Source organism: Aeromonas sp. FDAARGOS 1409 (assembly GCF_019048705.1).
Taxonomy (GTDB): Bacteria; Pseudomonadota; Gammaproteobacteria; order Enterobacterales; family Aeromonadaceae; genus Aeromonas; species Aeromonas sanarellii.
Map to the genome: position 1 here is coordinate 2,811,001 of NZ_CP077395.1, position 18,750 is coordinate 2,829,750.

Annotated in this window: 21 protein-coding genes; 17 read left to right on the plus strand and 4 right to left on the minus strand. The window is 66.0% G+C overall.

Annotation, left to right across the window (positions count from 1 at the left end):
* Positions 1 to 142 precede the first annotated feature (142 nt).
* From moaB to I6L39_RS13450, 10 genes are all read left to right on the plus strand, one after another.
* A complete protein-coding gene (gene moaB / locus I6L39_RS13405; protein ID WP_209793565.1) occupies positions 143 to 649 on the plus strand; it encodes a molybdenum cofactor biosynthesis protein B in 507 nt (168 codons plus the stop codon).
* A 9-nt stretch (positions 650 to 658) separates the two neighbouring features.
* Positions 659 to 1,183 carry a cyclic pyranopterin monophosphate synthase MoaC gene (gene moaC / locus I6L39_RS13410; protein WP_042077415.1) on the plus strand — a complete coding sequence of 175 codons (525 nt, stop codon included), beginning with the start codon at positions 659 to 661 and terminating at the stop codon, positions 1,181 to 1,183.
* Positions 1,180 to 1,425 carry a molybdopterin synthase sulfur carrier subunit gene (gene moaD, locus I6L39_RS13415; protein ID WP_216989909.1) on the plus strand — a complete coding sequence of 82 codons (246 nt, stop codon included), beginning with the start codon at positions 1,180 to 1,182 and terminating at the stop codon, positions 1,423 to 1,425. Before moaC ends, moaD begins: the two co-directional genes overlap by 4 nt.
* Before the next feature lie 198 nt (positions 1,426 to 1,623).
* Positions 1,624 to 2,103, plus strand: a complete 480-nt coding sequence (moaE, locus tag I6L39_RS13420; RefSeq protein WP_216989910.1) for a molybdopterin synthase catalytic subunit MoaE — start codon at positions 1,624 to 1,626, stop codon at positions 2,101 to 2,103.
* Between the two features lie 61 nt (positions 2,104 to 2,164).
* Complete coding sequence (gene modA / locus I6L39_RS13425) at positions 2,165 to 2,878, plus strand: molybdate ABC transporter substrate-binding protein (protein WP_216989911.1); 714 nt, start codon at positions 2,165 to 2,167, stop codon at positions 2,876 to 2,878.
* A gap of 56 nt (positions 2,879 to 2,934) precedes the next feature.
* A complete protein-coding gene (gene modB / locus I6L39_RS13430) occupies positions 2,935 to 3,615 on the plus strand; it encodes a molybdate ABC transporter permease subunit (RefSeq protein ID WP_209793569.1) in 681 nt (226 codons plus the stop codon).
* Positions 3,612 to 4,667 carry a molybdenum ABC transporter ATP-binding protein gene (gene modC / locus I6L39_RS13435; RefSeq protein WP_216989912.1) on the plus strand — a complete coding sequence of 352 codons (1,056 nt, stop codon included), beginning with the start codon at positions 3,612 to 3,614 and terminating at the stop codon, positions 4,665 to 4,667. The genes modB and modC overlap by 4 nt, the downstream gene beginning before the upstream one ends.
* Before the next feature lie 45 nt (positions 4,668 to 4,712).
* Entirely contained in the window at positions 4,713 to 5,489 is a 777-nt protein-coding gene (locus tag I6L39_RS13440) for an alpha/beta fold hydrolase (protein ID WP_216989913.1), read from the plus strand.
* A gap of 111 nt (positions 5,490 to 5,600) precedes the next feature.
* Complete coding sequence (gene parM, locus I6L39_RS13445) at positions 5,601 to 6,644, plus strand: plasmid segregation protein ParM domain-containing protein (RefSeq protein WP_245195958.1); 1,044 nt, start codon at positions 5,601 to 5,603, stop codon at positions 6,642 to 6,644.
* On the plus strand, positions 6,637 to 7,512 hold the full coding sequence (locus I6L39_RS13450; protein ID WP_254203641.1) for a hypothetical protein: 876 nt from the start codon (positions 6,637 to 6,639) through the stop codon (positions 7,510 to 7,512). The genes parM and I6L39_RS13450 overlap by 8 nt, the downstream gene beginning before the upstream one ends.
* Positions 7,513 to 7,577: 65 nt before the next feature.
* Here I6L39_RS13450 and moeB read toward each other — a convergent pair whose 3' ends face one another.
* On the minus strand, positions 7,578 to 8,333 hold the full coding sequence (gene moeB / locus I6L39_RS13455; protein WP_216989914.1) for a molybdopterin-synthase adenylyltransferase MoeB: 756 nt from the start codon (positions 8,331 to 8,333) through the stop codon (positions 7,578 to 7,580).
* On the minus strand, positions 8,330 to 9,556 hold the full coding sequence (moeA, locus tag I6L39_RS13460) for a molybdopterin molybdotransferase MoeA (protein WP_302055621.1): 1,227 nt from the start codon (positions 9,554 to 9,556) through the stop codon (positions 8,330 to 8,332). Before moeA ends, moeB begins: the two co-directional genes overlap by 4 nt.
* A gap of 318 nt (positions 9,557 to 9,874) precedes the next feature.
* Between moeA and folE the strand changes: the two genes are divergently transcribed.
* Positions 9,875 to 10,531, plus strand: coding sequence for a GTP cyclohydrolase I FolE (gene folE, locus I6L39_RS13465; RefSeq protein ID WP_042077431.1), 657 nt, complete (start codon positions 9,875 to 9,877; stop codon positions 10,529 to 10,531).
* Positions 10,532 to 10,822: 291 nt separating this feature from the next.
* Positions 10,823 to 12,472: a methyl-accepting chemotaxis protein gene (locus I6L39_RS13470; RefSeq protein ID WP_216989916.1), complete on the plus strand. Its 1,650-nt coding sequence runs from the start codon at positions 10,823 to 10,825 to the stop codon at positions 12,470 to 12,472.
* 127 nt (positions 12,473 to 12,599) lie between these two features.
* On the opposite strand, the gene I6L39_RS13475 is transcribed toward I6L39_RS13470, so the two are convergent.
* A complete protein-coding gene (locus tag I6L39_RS13475; protein WP_216989917.1) occupies positions 12,600 to 14,333 on the minus strand; it encodes a formate--tetrahydrofolate ligase in 1,734 nt (577 codons plus the stop codon).
* 66 nt (positions 14,334 to 14,399) lie between these two features.
* On the opposite strand from I6L39_RS13475, the gene I6L39_RS13480 reads away from it, so the two are divergent.
* Positions 14,400 to 14,801 (plus strand): hypothetical protein, encoded by a 402-nt coding sequence (locus tag I6L39_RS13480; protein ID WP_216989918.1) that lies wholly within the window; start codon positions 14,400 to 14,402, stop codon positions 14,799 to 14,801.
* An 8-nt stretch (positions 14,802 to 14,809) separates the two neighbouring features.
* Here I6L39_RS13480 and I6L39_RS13485 read toward each other — a convergent pair whose 3' ends face one another.
* Positions 14,810 to 15,712 carry a LysR family transcriptional regulator gene (locus tag I6L39_RS13485; protein WP_216989919.1) on the minus strand — a complete coding sequence of 301 codons (903 nt, stop codon included), beginning with the start codon at positions 15,710 to 15,712 and terminating at the stop codon, positions 14,810 to 14,812.
* A gap of 109 nt (positions 15,713 to 15,821) precedes the next feature.
* On the opposite strand from I6L39_RS13485, the gene I6L39_RS13490 reads away from it, so the two are divergent.
* From I6L39_RS13490 to I6L39_RS13505, 4 genes are all read left to right on the plus strand, one after another.
* On the plus strand, positions 15,822 to 16,382 hold the full coding sequence (locus I6L39_RS13490) for a YceI family protein (protein WP_042077439.1): 561 nt from the start codon (positions 15,822 to 15,824) through the stop codon (positions 16,380 to 16,382).
* The gene (locus tag I6L39_RS13495) at positions 16,382 to 17,116 is read left to right on the plus strand and encodes a hypothetical protein (RefSeq protein WP_216989920.1); all 735 of its coding nucleotides are present in this window, start codon (positions 16,382 to 16,384) and stop codon (positions 17,114 to 17,116) included. The genes I6L39_RS13490 and I6L39_RS13495 overlap by 1 nt, the downstream gene beginning before the upstream one ends.
* Before the next feature lie 185 nt (positions 17,117 to 17,301).
* Positions 17,302 to 18,423, plus strand: coding sequence for an adenosylhomocysteinase (locus tag I6L39_RS13500; protein WP_216989921.1), 1,122 nt, complete (start codon positions 17,302 to 17,304; stop codon positions 18,421 to 18,423).
* On the plus strand, positions 18,420 to 18,731 hold the full coding sequence (locus tag I6L39_RS13505; RefSeq protein ID WP_042077444.1) for a SelT/SelW/SelH family protein: 312 nt from the start codon (positions 18,420 to 18,422) through the stop codon (positions 18,729 to 18,731). The genes I6L39_RS13500 and I6L39_RS13505 overlap by 4 nt, the downstream gene beginning before the upstream one ends.
* Positions 18,732 to 18,750: the final 19 nt, after the last annotated feature.

Below are 18,750 nucleotides of genomic sequence, written 5' to 3' on the forward strand. Positions count from 1 at the left end.
GGTGGCCTGTGATTTTCACCCCCTCTGCCAGACAACTTTTGATAGAATCCCGCCCGGTAGCGTGTCGTCCTGCATCCTCGACCAGGCCAGGCGGCGCCTTCATCCCATCCTCTCGTGGTCAATGATTGACAGGAATTGCCCCATGGCCCCCAAACACAGCGAATTCATCCCTCTCAAGATCGCCGTACTGACGGTCTCCGACAGCCGCAGCGCCGCCGACGACAGCTCGGGGGACTACCTGGTGTCCGCCCTGACCGAGAGCGGCCATGTGCTGGCCGACCGGGCACTCTGCCCCGACAACCTGTTTCGCATCCGGGCCCAGGTGAGCGACTGGATCGCCGATGAAGGGGTACAGGTGGTGCTCATCAACGGTGGCACCGGCTTCAACGAGCAGAACCGGGTGCCCGAGGCGGTCGGCGTGCTGTTCGAGCGCACCGTGCAGGGTTTTGGCGAGATGTTCCGCCAGCTCTCGTTTGCCGAGATCAAGGGCTCGGCCATGCAGAGCCGCGCGCTGGCGGGGCTCGCCAATCGCACCCTGATCTGCTGCCTGCCCGGCTCCACCGGCGCCTGCCGCCTCGGGTGGGAGCAGCTGATCCGGGATCAGCTCGACGCCCGCACCAGGCCGTGCAACTTCGTCGCCCATCTGTGAGGGGCTGCCATGAACCCGACCGATCCCAGGCAGACTCAACCCAACCTGACTCATCTCAACCAGAGCGGTGAGGCCCACATGGTGGATGTCACCGACAAGCAGGTGAGCGAACGGGAGGCCCGCGCCGAGGCCTTCGTGCGCATGGCGCCCGACACCCTGGCGCTCATCCTGAGTGGCCGGCACCACAAGGGCGATGTCTTCGCCACCGCCCGCATCGCCGGCATCATGGCGGCCAAGAAGACCGCCGATCTCATCCCCCTCTGCCACCCCCTGGCCCTGACCCGGGTGGAGGTAGAGATCCAGGCCCAGCCCGAGCACAATAGGATCCACATTCGCACCCTGTGCAAGCTCTCCGGCAAGACGGGGGTGGAGATGGAGGCGCTGACCGCGGCGTCGGTGGCGGCGCTGACCATCTACGACATGTGCAAGGCGGTGCAAAAGGACATGGTGATCGAGCAGGTCCGGCTGGTGGAGAAGAAGGGCGGCAAGTCCGGTCATTTCCAGCTGGATGCAAATGCAGGAGAGAACGCATGATCAAGGTACTGTTTTTTGCGCAAGTCAGGGAGCTGGTCGGCTGCGACGAGCTCAGCCTGTGCTGCGAGTATGCCAGTGCCGATGCCCTTCGCGCCGCCTTGAGCGAGCGGGGTGACAAGTGGGCGCTGGCGCTGGAAGCGGGCAAGCTGCTGGTGGCGGTGAACCAGACCCTGGTGCCCCTCGACACCCCCCTCAAAGACGGGGACGAGGTGGCCTTCTTCCCGCCGGTGACCGGAGGCTGACCATGAGCGAGATAATGACCGTGGATCGCACCACTGAGTTGTGCGGTGGCGACGAAGTGGCCTTCTTCCCGTTCCTTCCAGTGACGACCGGAGGCTGACCATGAGCGAGATAATGACCGTGGATCGCACCACTGAGTTGTGCGGCGGCGACGAAGTGGCCTTCTTCCCGCTCCTTCCAGTGACGACCGGAGGCTAATGATGAGCGAGGCAATCATGACCGATCGCATCCTGGTGCAGCGGGATGACTTCTCGCTGGCCGAGGAGTACGGGCGTCTCGCCACCCGCCCCGACAGCGGCGCCATCGTCACCTTCGTGGGCAAGGTGCGGGACTTCAATCAGGGGGAGCACGTGAAGGGGCTGGCCCTCGAGCACTACCCCGGCATGACCGAGAAGGCGCTGGCCGCCATCGTGCAGGAGGCGCGAGCGCGCTGGCCGCTGCAGGAGTGCACCCTGATCCACCGTATCGGCGAGCTGCTGCTCGGGGATCAGATCGTGCTGGTGGCGGTGAGCAGCGCCCACCGCGAGGCGGCCTTCGAGGCCTGCCACTTCATCATGGATTTTTTGAAGACCCGGGCGCCGTTCTGGAAAAAAGAGCTGACCGCCGACGGGGTACAACGCTGGGTCGAGGCCAAAGCGAGCGACGACGCCGCCGCCGCCCGCTGGCAACAAGGGGTGTGAATCCGCCGGGCCCCCCGCGGCAGGGCTGCAAACCGGCACAGGTTTCAACAGGAGTAAGGGAATGAAGAAGCTGTTATCCGTGGTGTTGCTGAGTGCTTGCGCCACCGCCGTGCAGGCCGACGAGGTCAAGGTGGCCGTGGCGGCCAACTTCAAGGGCACCATGGAGCGCATCGGCAAGGCGTTCACCGCCAAGACCGGCCACGGCGTCGTCATCAGCTCGGCAGCCACCGGCGTGCTCTATACCCAGATCAGCCACGGTGCCCCCTTCGATCTTTTCCTCTCCGCCGACGTGGCGACCCCTCAGAAACTGGAAGCCGAAGGCAAGGGGAGCGAGCGCTTCACCTACGCCATCGGCCAGCTGGGCCTGTGGCAGAAGGGAGGACCGGCCCCCGACGAGGCAAGCCTGCGCCACTGGCAGGGGGAGCTGGCCATCGCGAACCCCAAGACTGCCCCCTATGGCGCCGCCGCCATGGCGACCCTGGAACACCTCAAGATCGATCCCAGGCAGTACCGCCTGCTGACCGGCACCAACATCGGCCAGACCTGGCAGTTCGTCGACACCGGCAATGCGAAGCTCGGCTTCGTCGCCTGGGCCAACCTGGTGGAGGCGGGCAAGACAGGCGAAGCCTGGGTGGTGCCGAGCCAGTTCCATCCAGCCATCGAGCAGCAGGGCCTGGTCCTGAAGAAAGGGGAGGCGGTGGACGCCCTGGTGGCCTGGCTCAAGGGGCCTGGGCAGGCGCAGATCAAGGCCGCGGGTTATGTCCTGCCGCAGTGATGCCCGTGTGCTGAGAGGCCTCCTATGCCTGTCAGTCGGTATCCGGGAGGTGGGCGATGAGTGAGGGGGATCTGCTGGCGATCTGGCTCACCCTGAAGCTGGCCGCCGGCACCACCGGCATCCTGCTGCTGCTGTCGCCGCCGCTCGCCTGGTGGCTGTCTCGCAGCCAGCACCGACTGCGCCCCGTGGTGGAGGCCCTGGTGGCGCTCCCCCTGGTGCTGCCGCCGACCGTGCTCGGCTTCTACCTGCTGATCGCGTTCTCCCCCGAATACGGCATCGGCGCCTGGTGGCGGCAGACCTTCGGGACCCCGCTCGCCTTCAGCTTCCTCGGCCTGCTCATCGCCTCCGTCATCTACTCGCTCCCCTTCGTGGTGCAGCCCCTCACCTCCGCCTTCGTCAACATGGGCAGCAAGGAGATCGAGGCCGCCGCCACCCTGGGGCTGGGGCCCATCGAGCGCTTCTTTCGCATCATCCTGCCGATGACGCTGCCCAGCTTCGTGATGGCGGCGGCCCTGGGTTTTGCCCACACCCTGGGGGAGTTCGGCGTGGTGCTGATGATAGGGGGCAACATCCCTGGCGAGACCCAGGTGCTCTCCATCGCCCTCTTTGATCACGTGGAGACGATGGACTATCGCAGCGCCCACCTGCTGGCGGGCGGCCTGATGGGCTTCTCCCTGGTGATGCTGGTGCTGGTCTACGGCGTGTTGCAGCGCCGGCAACGGAGGCTGTTCGGATGACGCTGGAGATCTCCGTTCGTCGCTCCTTCGGCCCCTTCACCCTGGCGTGCGAGCTGTCGCTGCCCCCCTGCCGCATCCTCGGTCTGTTCGGCCCCTCTGGCTGTGGCAAGAGCACCCTGCTGCGCATCCTCGCCGGGCTGGATCGGGCCTCCTCGGACGCCCTGTACTGGCGCGGGCGCGAGCTCGCGGCCCTGCAACCCGAGGCGCGCCGCATCGGGCTGGTGTTTCAGGATGCCCGCCTCTTCCCCCATCTGAGCGTGCTCGGCAACCTGCAACTGGCGGCCAGCAAGGGCAGGGGGCGCTGGCAACCGGAGGCGCTGGCGATGCGGCTCGGCTTTGCCGAGCTGCTGGAGCAGCCCGCCCACGGCCTCTCCGGCGGTCAGCGTCAGCGGGTGGCCCTGGGTCGCGCCCTGCTGGCGGAGCCCGATCTGCTGCTGCTGGACGAGCCCTTCTCGGCGCTGGACAGGCGCAGCCGCATCCATCAGGCCCACGTGCTCAAGGGGTTGCAGCAGGAGAGCGGCATCCCCATGATCTTCGTCAGCCATGCCATGGAGGAGGTGAGCCTGCTCTGCGATCGGCTGGTGCTGCTGGCGGATGGCCGGGTGGAGGCCCAGGGCTCCCCCGAAGAGATCTTCGCCCGCACCGACCTGTCGCTCGCCAGTCGCGACGACGTCGGGGTCATGCTCTCGGCGACCCTGGCACACTATGACGAGCGCGAACAGATGGCGACCCTGCGGCTCGGGGAGCAGATCCTGATGGTGACCATGGAGCATGCCCCCGACGAGGCGGGCCCCCTGCAGATCAAGGTGGCGGCGCGGGACCTGGTGATCGCCACGGCGCCCATCGAGCACTCCAGCCTCTCCAACTGCCTGGAGACCCGGCTGCTGGGGGAGCGGGAGGTGCGGCCGGGGCAAACCCTGTTGCAGTTGGCCCTGGGGCAGCAGATACTGCTGGCCCGGATCACCAGCCGATCCGCCAGGCGCCTGGATCTGGCGCCCGGGCAGCGGCTCTATGCCTACGTCAAGGCGGTGAGCCTGGTGGGGGAAGGCTGAGGCCGATACGGGCAGGCGGCTATCGAAAGAAAAGGGAGAGGACGGGTGCGTCGCAACCAGGTAATGAAATCCCATGGATTGGCCCTGCGCAGCGCGGGGGAGGGGCCCCTGCTGGTGCTGCTGCACGGGCTGGGCTCCTCCAGTCTCGACTGGCAGGCCCAGATAGAGCACTTCAGCGAGCACTACCGGGTGGTGGCGCTGGACTTGCGTGGTCACGGCCAGAGCCTGCAGGAGGGGCCCTTCGACGTGCCCACCCTGGCGGCGGACGTGGCCCGCTGGCTCGACGAGCAGGCCGAGCCCGCCTGGGTGGTGGGGCTCTCCTTGGGGGCCATGGTGGCGCTGGAGCTGGCGCTGCGACTGCCGCACAAGGTGCAGGGGCTGGTGCTGGTCAACGGCTTCAGCGAATTCCTGCTGGAGACCCCCAAGGAGCAGGAGCGCTACGCCATGCGCCTCAAGTGGCTGCGCTGGTTCGGCATGCGACCGCTCGCCTGGTGGCTGGGGCGGGAACTCTTTCCCGGTCCCGAGCTCGCCCAGGTGCGCCACACCTTCCGGCTGCGCTTCGTGCGTAACAAGAAGAAAACCTACAAGGCGCTGCTGGAGGCGCTGCCCGGCTGGTCGGTGCGGGCCCGTCTCGGCACCATCTGGCAGCCGGTGGCCATCGTCTCCACCAGCCACGACTACCTGCCGCTCGCGAAGCGGGTGGAGCAGTTCGCCTCTCTGCCCAACGCCAGCATCCACACTCCCGAGGGCCATCACGCCTGGCCGGCGGAAGATCCCGCCGGGTTCAATCATTTGCTTCACCGGATTTTAGAAACTCATTAAACTTGTCGCCCCTTAGGCTTATCACCCGTGTATGGATTGGTCCGATCGCCTTGCCACTGGCACAAGGCAAGGCAATCGGACCCATTTTGCTCTATCAACAGGTATTTCCTCATGTCTGAAGTAATGAAAATGGCCATCGACGATGGTTCGACCAACGTCAAGGTGAGCTGGATCGACAACAAGGTGCTCAAGACCATCATCTCCCCCAACTCCTTTCGCAAGGATTGGAAGAGTGCCGCCTTGCGCAAGGACAAGAAGATCTACAACTACGAGATAGGCAATACCAAGTACACCTACGACGCCACCTCCGACAAGTCCCTGGCCACCACCCACGTGGAGTACCAGTACGACGATCTCAACCTGCTCTCCGTGCACCATGCCCTGCTGCAGACCGGGGTCACCCCCTGTGACGTGGCCATCACGGTCACCCTGCCCATCACCGAGTTCTACAACCCGGACGACTGCCAGCGCAACGAGGAGAAGATCGAGAAGAAGCGCCGCAACCTGATGCGGGCCATCAGCCTCAACAAGGGTGAGCTGTTCAACATCGTCAGCGTGGAGGTGATGCCGGAGAGCCTGCCTGCCGCCCTCTCCCGCCTGATCGGCTCCGGCTGCAACGAGTTCACCAAGACGCTAGTGATCGACTGCGGCGGCACCACCCTGGACATGGGGATCATCGTCGGCGAGTTTGACGACGTCTCCGACGTCTATGGCAACAACGAGATCGGCGTCTCCATGGTGACCGACGCGACCCGCAAGGCGCTGGCGGCGGCGGACAGCGACTCCAGCTATCTGGTGGCCAACGAGTTCATCAAGCGTCGCCACGACATGAGCTTCGTGCGGGACGTGGTCAACGACGAGAGCCAGATCCCCAAGATCCTCGAGAAGATGCAGAACAAGATCGACGAGCTGGGCTCCCAGGTGGCCCACGAGGCGAAGAAGTTCGCCAAGAACCCGAACCGGGTCTATCTGGTCGGCGGCGGGGCGTCGCTGATCTTTGATGCCATCAAGGCCGCCTACCCGACCCTGGGTGACAGGGTGGAGCTGCTGGACGACGCCCAGTCCGCCCTGGCGCGGGAGATCTGCCTCTACACCACGGAAGAGGAAGAGGTGTACCGGGAAGCGCCGGTGATGGCCGGGGTCGGCGATGAGTAGTCAACTCAAGCGCATGACCTTCTCCATCTTCATGGATCCGGGTGCGCTGAAGTCTGATCGCTACGCGGCCGGGATCTTGCAAAGCTGGTATCAGCGGGCGCGCAAGATCCAGGACGATGTGGAGGAGTTTGACTTCTCCAAGAGCCGTTTTCACAAGGACATCTACCTCTCCGGCATGTTCCTCTATGTGCTGGCCCCCAGCCTGTGCAAGGGGATGGCCAACGCCTTCGGCCCGGAGCAGGTGAACCTCGCGACCCTGCGCCACGTCTTCGCCGGTTGCGGCTTCGATCTGGGGGAGGGGGCGACCCCCGCCATGACCGACACCCTGATCGACGAGATAGTGGCCAGGCTGGCCCCCCGGCTCGAGCAGGGGGACTCGGCCTCCCTGGTGGAGGAGATAGTCCAGCGCCTGGGGCAGCCCCAGACCGCCGCCTCCCAGGTCCACCTGGTGGACGAGATAGTCCAGCGTCTGGGACAGTCACAAGGTGGCCTATCCCAGACTGACCTGGTGGACGAGATAGTGAGCCGCATCGGCGAGCAGCAGCCTGCCGGGCTCTGGGACGAGCTGAAGCAGGGGCTGCCGGCCCCGCTCGATCACGAGCTGCTGGCGGAAGCCATCGCGGGCAAGCTGCCCTCCGCGGCGGCGGAGCCGGATCTGGCGCCCCTGGCCGGCAGCATCCAGCAGCTCTCCCGCCAGCTGGAGGAGCAATCCAGGCTCATCCGCGAGCAGCATCTGCTGATCCAGCGGCTGGCCAGCCAGCCGGGCCGGCAGGTTGGAGGGAATGAGCCGGGTGCCGAGCCACTGATCGAGGATCTCTCGAGCCAGGTGGCGAGCATGAAGAGGGTCAAGGCGAAGGGGATCTTCTAGGGCCATGTCGACACTGCGATGCAAAAAAGCCGAACCCCGGGGTTCGGCTTTTTTGTGGGCGCCGATCAGGGCTTGGAGCAGACCGGGCAGTCGGGGCGTTTGGGAAGCTTCAGCTCGCGAAAGCTGCCACCCAGACCGTCGATCATCAGCAGGCGGCCGCTGTAGCTCTTGCCCATGCCGGCCAGCAGCTTGATGGCTTCGAGGGCCTGCAGGCTGCCCACCAGCCCCACCACGGGAGCCAGCACCCCGGCCTCGACGCAGGTGAGCGCCTGATCGCCAAAGAGGGCGCTCAGGCAGGCGTAACAGGGCTCGTCCTCCTGCCAGGTGAAGCTGCAGAGCTGCCCCTCCAGCCGGATGGCGGCGCCGGACACCAGGGGCACCCGGTGCGCGCGGGCGCGCCGGTTGAGCAGGTTGCGGATGGCGACGTTGTCGGTGCAGTCGAGCACCAGCTGGTGCTCTGGCAGCAGGGCATCGAGCAGCGCCTCGTCGGCGACGGCGGCGTGGGTATCAACCCTGAGCCAGGGATTGAGGGCCCGCAGCGTCTTGGCGGCGGAGTCCACCTTGTACATGCCGATGCGCTCGTCGGTGTGCAGCACCTGGCGCTGCAGATTGGAGAGCTCCACCCGATCGAAATCCACCAGGGTGAGGTGGCCGACCCCGGCCACGGCGAGGTACTGGGCGGCGGCGCAGCCCAGGCCCCCGGCACCGACGACCAGCACGCGGGCCTGCTTGAGCGCCTCCTGCCCCTCGAAGTCGAAGGATTTCAGGATGATCTGGCGGTTGTAGCGCAGGAGCTCGGCATCGCTCAGGATCTCGCTCACAGCAGCAGCCCCGAGAAGGGTTCGACGGTCACCGTCTCGCCGGCGGCCACCTTGCCCCGTTCCTGCTCGAGGACGATGTAGCAGTTGGCCCGGGACAGGGAGCTGAAGACCCCGGAGTCCTGGGAGCCGGTGCTGCGCACCTCGAGGCCGTTCGGGCCCGCGCTCAGAATGCCTCGCTGGAAGTCCAGGCGCCCCGGGCTCTTCTTGAGCGGCTCGGTGGCGGTGGCCTTGAGAGGGAGCGGGCGCTCGAACTGCTGGCCGGCCAGCCTGGCCAGCGCCGGTTGCACCAGCTGATCGAAGGTGACCATGGCGGAGACCGGGTTGCCCGGCAGGCCAAAGAACCAGGCGCTCGGCAGGCGGCCGAAGGCAAAGGGCTTGCCCGGCTTGATGGCGAGCTTCCAGAAGCCGATTTCGCCGAGCTCCTCAAGTAGCTGCTTGGTGAAGTCCGCCTCGCCCACCGAGACACCGCCCGTGGTGATCAGGGCGTCGGCCTCGCGGTCGGCCTGCAAGAAGGCGGCGCGCAGGGCGGCCGGATCGTCCGGGATGATGCCAAGGTCCAGGCAGTCTATGCCCATGCGGCTCAGCATGGCCTTGACACCGTAACGGTTGGAGTCGTAGATGTCCCCGTGCCGGAGCGGGGTACCCAGGGGCTTGAGCTCGTCCCCCGTGCTGAAGATGGCCACCTTCAGGGGGCGGCGCACCGAGACGCTCGCGATGCCGAGGGACGCCAGCAGCGGCAGCTCCCGGGGGCTCAGGCGCAGGCCGCTGGCGAGCACTCTGGCCCCCTGCGCCAGGTCCTCGCCGCGGCGGCGGATATTCTGGCCAGGCTGGGGATGAGTCAGAAAAGTGATCCCGTTGTCGTTCGCCTGCGTTTCTTCCTGCATGACGACCGCCTCCGTGCCCGCGGGCACCGGGGCCCCGGTCATTATGCGGATGCAGTGGCCGGCAGGCCATTCCCCCTCATAGGGCTGGCCCGCGAAGGCCTTGCCCGCCACGGGAAGCGGCGCCCCGGCGGCGAGATCCGCCAGGCGCACCGCATAGCCGTCCATGGCGGCGTTGTCGAAGGGGGGCACCGACAGGGGGGAACTGATCTCCTCGGCCAGGATCCGATCCAGCGCCTGGGGCAGGGGCAACCGCTCCGTCTCGCAGCAGCAGCTGAGTTGTTCCAGCATCCCTTGCAGGGCCTTGTTCAAGGGGAGGAGTGCACCGGTATCGAATCCCATCATCATGACCTCTCTGGTGTGTAGGGGGCGGATTATCCCAAAAATCCGCCCGAATGGGCAGGCCGAAGGTGCGGGAATGGGGGCAGGCCCCCCGGGGGTGGGGCGGCAGTCCTCTCGCACCACCAGGTGGGGGCGGGTCCGGGTTCAGCCTATGTCCCCGAACGGGGAGGTGGATAGAGAGCAAAACGGGGCGGTTTGACATAAAGTCGGGTGCCGGACTTGAGTTAGCCGGAATTATGACAATAATCGCCCTGTAAGATTGCGCCGCGGCACCATGTCGCAGGCCAGCACAGTCCCTGAGCGTGGGAGAGAAACAAGATGACGAGCTTAAGCCAGGAAGCCCTGTTGGTCAGGGCGGCGCTCGAGGCCCAGGGCCTCGAGACACCTCTGGTGGCCAATGCATTGAACGGCCAGCAGAAGAAGGAAAAAATCGAAGGTCATATGCGCGCCATCATGGAGACGCTGGGGCTGGATCTGGCCGACGACAGTCTGGCCGAGACGCCGCACCGCATCGCCAAGATGTACGTGAATGAGATCTTCTCCGGCCTCGACTATGCCACCTTCCCCAAGGTGACGGTGATCGAGAACAAGATGAAGGTGGATGAGATGATCATGGTGCGGGACATCAGCCTCACCAGCACCTGCGAACACCACTTCGTCACCATAGACGGCTTTGCCCACGTGGCCTACATCCCCCGCGGCAAGGTGATTGGCCTGTCGAAGATCAACCGCATCGTGCAGTTCTTCGCCCGCCGTCCCCAGGTGCAGGAGCGGCTCACCCAGCAGATCCTGCTGGCGCTGCAGACCCTGCTCGGCACCCAGGATGTGGCCATCAGCATCAAGGCGACCCATTTTTGCGTGAAGGCCCGTGGCGTGATGGACTCCACCTCCTACACCACCACCACCTCCCTGGGCGGCGTCTTCAAGACCCAGCCCGATACCCGCGCCGAGTTTCTCGGCGGCCTGAAGGGTTAGCAACAGGGGGCATGCTCCGGTATGCCCCGCCTGCCCGTTTTTTTCTGAAAAAATCCTAAAGCCCGGGCAATGCCGGCCGATATGGCTCTCCGTGTCGCCGGATGGCCGGTCTTTCAGTGCCGTGCGGCGCCCTCATCCCACGGTGCAACAGCGGTGCCAGCGCATGGCGTTGCCCTGGTGTACACCGACACGGATGAGACCCTATGTACTGCTAAGGATGGCGGTGATGGTGCTCGCGCCCTTGGGCCGACGCCGACCAATGCCCCTTGTTTTCCCCATGCAGGACATGCCATGAACACCATGACGATAGGCAAGAAACTTACCGCCGGCTTTGCCGTCCTCGGCCTGATGATGGCCTTTATCGGCGGGGCCTCGCTGTTTGAATTCAGCAAGATGAACCGGGCCGCCATCGGCTTCACCGACAGCATTCTGCCCGCGGTCGTGCGTACCAGCACCCTGGGCGAGACCATCAATGCCCTGCGCCGCTACGAGCTGGATGTCTTCCTGGTGGCGGACGATCCCCAGCAGAAGGCCCGCTATCGCGACGAGAGCGAGAAGAGCCTGCGGGACGCCGCGCAGCAGATAGCGGCCCACGATGCCACCATCTGGGCGGAAGATCTGGAGGAGCGGCGCACCTTCGACATCGTCAAGGCGGACTGGGAGAAGTACGTCGCCCTGCACCAGCGCATCCGTCAGATGCAGGACGCAGGCCAGATGGCCGAGGCCCAGCACCTCTTCATGGCCGAGGGGGTGATCCTCTACACCAACCTGAGCAAGTCGGTGGGGGATCTCATCCGCATCAATCACGGCTACTCCGTCAGCTCCCGTGCCGAGGTGGTCGCCGCCTTCGACAGCGCCAAGCTGAGCGTCACCCTGGCCCTGATCATCGGCCTGGCGCTGGTGATCGCCCTCTCCGTGGTACTGACCCGCCAGATCCGCGACCCGCTCATCATGCTGGCCCGCCAGGCCCAGCGCATCGCGAGCGGCGATCTCGGCAAGGGGGAGCTGCAGGAGTGGATCCGTGGCAACCGCTTCAACCGCGACGAGCTGGGTCAGCTGGGCTCGGCCATCGACCGGATGCAGGAGGCGCTGGCTAGCCTGGTGAGCGAGATCGCGGGTTCGGTGAGCCAGCTCAGCAGCGCGGTGGAGGAGGTGAGCGCCATCTCCGAGCAGTCCGCCAAGGGCATGGCCAGCCAGCAGAGCGAGGTCTCCCAGGTGGCCACCGCCATGAACGAGATGCAGTCCACTGTCAATGAGGTGGCCCGCAACACCACGGACGCCATGGGCGCGGCCAAGCAGGCTTCCCGTACCTCGGCCCAGGGCAACGAGGTGGTGCGTGGCGCCATTGGCAGCATAGAGCAGGTCTCCCGCCAGATAGAGCAGGCGGGGGCCGTGGTGCAGCAACTGGAGACCGACAGCGCCAGCATCAGCATGGTGCTTGACGTCATTCGCGGCATCGCCGAGCAGACCAATCTGCTGGCCCTCAACGCGGCCATCGAGGCGGCCCGGGCTGGCGAGCAGGGGCGAGGCTTTGCGGTCGTCGCGGACGAGGTGCGCAGTCTGGCCCAGCGCACCCAGGCGTCCACCGCCGAGATCAGCAAGATGATCGAGGTGCTGCAGGAGCGCACCGCCGAGGCGGGCAACGCCATGCAGCTGAGCCGCCAGCAGATGCAGGAGAGCGTCGAGCTGGCCCGGGAGGCGGGGGGCAGCATCGACAGCATCAACGGTGCCGTCACCCAGATCACCGACATGAACACCCTGATCGCCACCGCCACCGAACAGCAGAATGCGGTCACCGAGGAGCTCAACCGCAGCATCGTCAATATCCATGCCGCCGCCGACGAGAACGCCCTGGGGGCACAGCAGACCGCCCAGGCCTGCGTCGAGCTGAGCAAGCTGGCCACCTCGCTGCACCATATGACCCAGCGTTTTACCCTGTAAGCCTTGTTCGGCAGATAACAGAAGGCCCCGCCAATTGGCGGGGCCTTGTCGTTTCTGGCTGGTTTGTTGATCGTAGGGTCGATTAGTGCAGCGTAATCGGCCGGCGCCAGACTGTTTATCCGATCATTTAGCTCAATCCGACTATCTCACCGTCGTCGTCGATATCGATATGACGGTAGGCCGGCAGGCTGCCCAGGCCCGGCATGGTCATGACGGGGCCCGCCAGGGCATAGACGAAGCCGGCGCCGGCGCAGAGCCGCACCTCCTCGACGGGCACCTCGAAGTCCGTCGGCACGCCCTTGAGGGCGGGGTCATGGCTGATGGACAGCGGCGTCTTGGCCACGCAGACCGGCAGGTGATCCCAGCCATCGGCCGAGAGACTGGCCAGCTGCCGGCGCGCCTTGTCCGACAGTTGCACGCCGCGCCCGCCGTAACCGCACTCCACCAGGGTGGCGAGCTTGGCGGCGAGGCTCGCCTCGTCGGGGTAGAGCAGCCTGACCTCACTCGGCTGCTCGCAGGCCGTCACCACGGCGCGGGCCAGATCCGCGGCGCCCGCCCCCCCTTGGGTGAAGGCTTGGGAGAGGGCGACGTCGCAGGCCCCGGCGCGGCGCGCCTCCTCTGCCAGCAGGGCCAGCTCGGCGTCGCTGTCGCTCGGGAAGCGGTTGATGGCCACCACCACGGGCACCCCGTAGCGGCGGGCGTTCTGGATATGCCAGGCGAGGTTGGCGCAGCCCGCTTTCAGGGTGGGCAGATCTTCCCCCAGCAGGCTGGCTGGCAGGCACTGGCCCGGGCGGATGTCGAGCAGGCCGCTGTTGGCCTTGAGGCCGCGCACCGTGGCCACCAGCACCACGCAGGCGGGGGCGAGGCCGGACTGGCGATACTTGATGTTGAAGAACTTCTCCAGCCCCATGTCGGAGCCGAACCCCGCCTCGGTCACCACATAGTCGGCCAGGCCCAGGGCCATGCGATCGGCGATGACGGAGGAGTTGCCGTGGGCGATGTTGGCAAAGGGGCCGGCGTGGACCAGCACCGGGGTCTGCTCCGTGGTCTGCATCAGGGTGGGTTGCAGGGCGTCTTTGAGCAGCACCGTCATGGCCCCCGCCACTTCCAGCTGCTCGGCGGTCACGGGTTGGCCGCGAAGGTCGAGGGCGAGCTGGATGCGGCCGATGCGCGCGCGCAAGTCCTTGAGATCGCTCGCCAGGGCCAGAATGGCCATCAGCTCGGAGGCGGCGGTGATGACGAAGCGATCGGGGCGCTCGACACCGTCGGCGACGCCCCCCTGACCGAGGGTGAGGTGGCGCAGGGCCCTGTCATTCATGTCCAGGGCGCGCGGCCAGAGGATGTTGGCCGGGTCGATATCCAGGCGCGCCAGCCCGGTGTTGGGGGTGAACGCCTCCCCGAGTTTCTGCTCGTGGAACAGGCGGGCATCGAGGGCGGCTGCGGCCAGGTTGTGGGCGGCGGTGAGGGCGTGAAAATCCCCGGTGAGGTGGAGGTTCATCTCCTCCATCGGCACCACCTGGGCCATGCCACCCCCGGCGGCGCCTCCCTTGACCCCGAACACGGGGCCGAGGCTCGGCTGGCGTATGGTGGCGATGCCGGACTGGCCGATGTGGTTGAGCCCCATGGAGAGCCCGATCGTGGTGACCGTCTTGCCCTCCCCGAGGGGGGTCGGGGTGATGGCGCTCACCAGCACCAGCTTGCCGGGCTCGCGGGCGGGGGCGTGATCGAGCAGCGCGAGGTCGAGTTTGCCCTTGTAATGGCCGTGGGGGTGGAGATGGGCGGCCGCTATGCCGAGCTGTGCTGCCACCTCGGCGATGGGCAGGCGGGGGGACTGGCGGGAGATCTCGATATCGCTTAGCATCAGCACCTCGTTGGCATGTCGGGTCAAAGATGCGGCGAAGTCTAGAGGAATCAACAGGGTAATCCAATGAGCAATACTATTTTATCCGGCAGTCGTGAGCCCCATCAAAGCCCCATCCTGCTGGATCTCAACGCCCTCTATCACCCGCCCAAACGGCCCCTCACCGCCCTCGGCATCGTCAGCGCCTTCATCCCGCTCTTTGGCTACGGCTGGCAGGCGATGACCCAGGATCCCGAGACCCATTTTCGCCACGAGCTCGGCAAGCGCATCAACAGGCACAAGAGCGACGAGGCGAACCTCGCCCTGATCCTGCAACTGGCAGCCATGCTCGACTGCCACTGCCTGCACATCACCCTGCCCTATGCGCTGGGAGAGGCCGAGCTCGCCGCCTTGCGCCAGCGCCTGCCGCGCTGGCAGCTGACGATGACCGAACTCCTGTTGGTGGCCGAGCTGATGCCCACTCCCTGAGCCCGGGCTCAGGTCTCCCTGTCCCAGTAGTGGGGCGCCAGGTAGCGCTCCTGCACGAACTCGATGAAGCAGCGCACCTTGGCCGAGACGAAGCGGCGGTGCGGATAGAGGGCGTAGAGCCCCACCTGCCCCTTCTCCCACTCCGGCAGCAGGGGCACCAGCGCCCCCGAGCGCAGCGCGTCACCGACGATGAAGGTGGGCTGCAGTATGATGCCCTGGTGGTCGCAGGCGGCCCGGGTCAGGGCCACCCCGTTGTTGGCGCGAAGGGGCCCCTGGGGGCGAATGCTCTGTTGCTCCCCATCCCGTTTGAAGACCCAGTCCGGCTGGGTCAGGGTGTAGATGAGGCAGTCGTGCTGCTTGAGATCCTCCGGGGTCCTGGGGGTGCCCCGGCGGGCCAGGTAGTCGGGGCTGGCGCACACCACCATCTTCATCATGGCGAGCGGCTTGGCCACCAGGGAGGAGTCCGGCAGGTTGCCGATGCGCAGGGCCAGATCGAACCCCTCCTCCACCAGGGCCACCCGCCGGTCGCTGTACTCAATCTCGAGCTTCAAGTCCGGGTAGCGCTCGCGAAACAGCGGCAGGGCGGGGGAGAGGTGCAGGTAGCCGAAATCCATGGGCACCGAGAGCTTGAGGGTGCCCTGGGGCTGCTGGTTGTTGTGGGTGAGCTGGCTGTGGGTCTCCTCGAGCTCCGCCAGCAGGGCCAGGGAACGCTGGTAGTAGAACTGGCCCGCCTCTGTGGGGTTGACCTGGCGGGTGGTGCGCGACAGCAGCCGGGTCGACAGCGACTCCTCGAGCTGCTGCATCAGCTTGGACGTCATGGCGACCGAGATCCCGAGCTGGTGGGCGGCCTTGGTAAAGCTCTGGCACTCCACCACCTTGATGAAGGTGCGCATGGCGGCTATCTGATCCATATTCCACTCTCAGTTGATAATTATTTTAATAAATCGATGATTATCTATTGCTACGAGGAGGTTAGCATTTTGGACACAGATGTGAACCCCCAATGAAGGAACGATCGGAATGAAAATGACCAAGGCCCTGCTGGCCTCCTGCCTGTTTATGGCGGCTCCCCTGATGGCGGCCGATTACGATGTCGACGCGGCCCACACCACAGTCCAGTTCAAGGTGGGCCACCTCGGCTTCTCCGAACTAGTCGGCCGGTTCAACACCTTCAGCGGCACCTTCAGCATGGACGACGCCAACCCGGCGGCGGCCAAGGCGAGCTTCGAGATCGACGCCGCCAGCGTGGACTCCAACCACGAGGCCCGCGACAAGCACCTGCGCAGCCCCGACTTCCTGGACGTGAAGCAGTACCCCAAGATGACCTTCGTCAGCACCGGCTATGAAGGCACCAAGGAGAAGGGCGTGCTCAAGGGCACCCTGACCCTGCACGGCGTCGCCAAGGAAGTGGCCTTCGATCTGGTCCACATCGGCGAAGGCAAGGATCCCTGGGGTGGTTACCGCAGCGGCTTCAACGCCACCACCACCATCAAGCGCAGCGACTTTGGCGTGAACTACATGGTGCCGAACATCCCGGACGAGATGAACATCAGCCTGTTCGTCGAAGGCGTGCGCAAGTAATGGGCGCGGCACTCCTGCTGCAAACCCTGGCGGCCCCCTTGGGGGCCGCCTTGCTGTCGTGGCGCTGGCCACGGCTGGGGTATCCGGGGGGCGCCCTGGCGCTCTGGCTGGTGGGCTGCCTGCTGGGCGGTGCCTATGGCCTGCCGGTCAAGGCGTGGCAGTGGTTGCCGCTGTGCCTGCTGGTGCCCGCCCTGGCACAACAGGTCGGCAAGGGGGTCGCCCTGGTGCTGTTCGCCCTGCTCGGCGCCCTGGTGTGGTGGCAGGGGCTGGCCTCGGTGCTCGCCACAGAGCCGCGCATCTGGCTGGCCCTTCTGCCCGCCGTCGCCTGGTACGGCTGGACGAGCTGGCGCGGTGACAGCGAGGAGGGGCTCGGCTTCGCCCTCGCCTTCATCTGGCTGGCGCTGGTCATCGGCATCGACGGCAGCCTGCTGATCGCCCAGCTGGCGGGCGCCCTGGCCGCCTTCGCCGGGTTCCGTGCCCTGCTCGGCGCCTTTGCGGGGGTCAAGGTGGCCCCGGCCGCCCTGGGGCTGGCGCTCGCCTTCGTGCAGATGCTGGCCTGGCAATACGTGGAAGTGCCGCTCTTGGTGCTGCTGCCGGTCTGGTTGCTGCCACTCCTTGAGTGGATCCTGCGCAAGCGCCCCGAATTGTCCCGTTGGGGTCTGTTGATCCTGGTGGCGGTGATCGGTGCCGGTGTGAGTCTGTGGTGGGTATGGCCCCAGGCGTCACTTTACTGATTTCTGCATGAAAAACAGGCTATTACCTTAGAAATTGATGGGCTTGTCAAAGTCTGCACAGATAAAGATTGAGACCCATGGTGCTTTCGGATAAAAAGGATTTTCAATTATCTGGACACACACAGAACCCGGCTATGCCGGGTTCTGTTTGCCTGCTTTCTCGCGGCACGCTAAGGAGGCCACAGTTGCGCAGTCAGGGATCTGAGCATCTGTTTTTTCGCCATTTCACCGAGCAGGGACGCCTCGGGGATCTCTGCATCCTGCTGGTGACCCATCTGCTGCCCGACCGGCCCCACTTCATCCAGGTGCTCGATGGGGTGGGGCGCGTCGGCGCCATCCTGCCCAAACCCAAGTCCGTCCACGGGCCGACCCTGGCCTGGGCCCAGCAGCACTATCCCGTGCTGCCCCTCAATCGCCACTGGACCTCGGATCCCGAAGGGGTCATAGCCCAGATTGCCCCCCTGGTGCGGGAGCATGAGCGGCTCATCATCCTCGACATCGGCGGCTATTTTGCCAAGAGCCAGGCGGTCCTCGCCGAGCACTTCGGGGCGCGCTTTCTCGGGGTGGTGGAGATGACGGAGAACGGCCATCAGCGCTACGAGCAGGAGCACCTGGCCGCCCCCGTCATCTCGGTGGCCCGCAGCCCCCTCAAGCAGGCGGAGGACATCCAGATCGGCCTGAGCGTGGTCTACTCCGCCGAGTCCCTGGCGCGCACCCTGAGACGTACCTTCAACGTCTGCCAGGCCGCCCTGTTCGGCTATGGCAAGGTGGGGCGCAGCATCGCCCGCGAACTGCGCTGCCGCAACCTGCACCTGGAGCTGGTGGAGACGGACGCCCTGCGCCAGGTGGAGGCGCTCTCCCACGGCTTCAAGCTGGTGAACAAGGCCGAGGCCCTGGGGCGGGCCGAGCTGGTGATCTGCTGCACCGGCAACGGGGCGCTGGACATTGCCGACTTGCAGGCCCTGCGCCCCGGCGCCATGGTGGCGTCGGTCACTTCCGCCGACGACGAGTTCGCGTTCTGCCTCTCCCAGCTGCCCTGGCCGAGCGAGGAGGTGTGCCCTCACGTGCTGGCCCTCAGCCGCCCGGACGGCAGCACCATCTTCCTGCTCAACCGGGGGGAGGCGGTCAACTTCGTCCACGGCGCCGTCATCGGCGAATACGTCTACCTGGTGCTGGCGGAGATCATCGAGGGGGTGCACCAGCTGGCCAGGCAGGCATCGGCCTCCGGCCTGCACGAACTGCCCCAGGCCACCATGCAGCGCATCGCCCGCCACTGGTTAACCGATTTTCACGGAGTCACCCCATGACAGAGACACAAACCCAGATGAACAAGCCGCGGATCGAGATCCGCTACTGCACCCTCTGCCGCTGGATGCTGCGGGCCGCCTGGCTCGCCCAGGAGCTGCTCTCCACCTTCGACGGCGAGCTCGGCGAGGTGGCGCTGGTGCCCGCCAGCAAGGGGGAGTTCCGCATCCTGGTGGACGGGGTGCAGGTGTGGGATCGAGTGGCCGACGAGGGCTTCCCCGAGGCCAAGGAGATCAAGCAGCGGGTGCGGGACCTCATCGCCCCGGAGCGGGATCTCGGCCACGCGGATCGCAAGCCCGCAACCGAATGAGGCGTGAAGATGAAAGAGA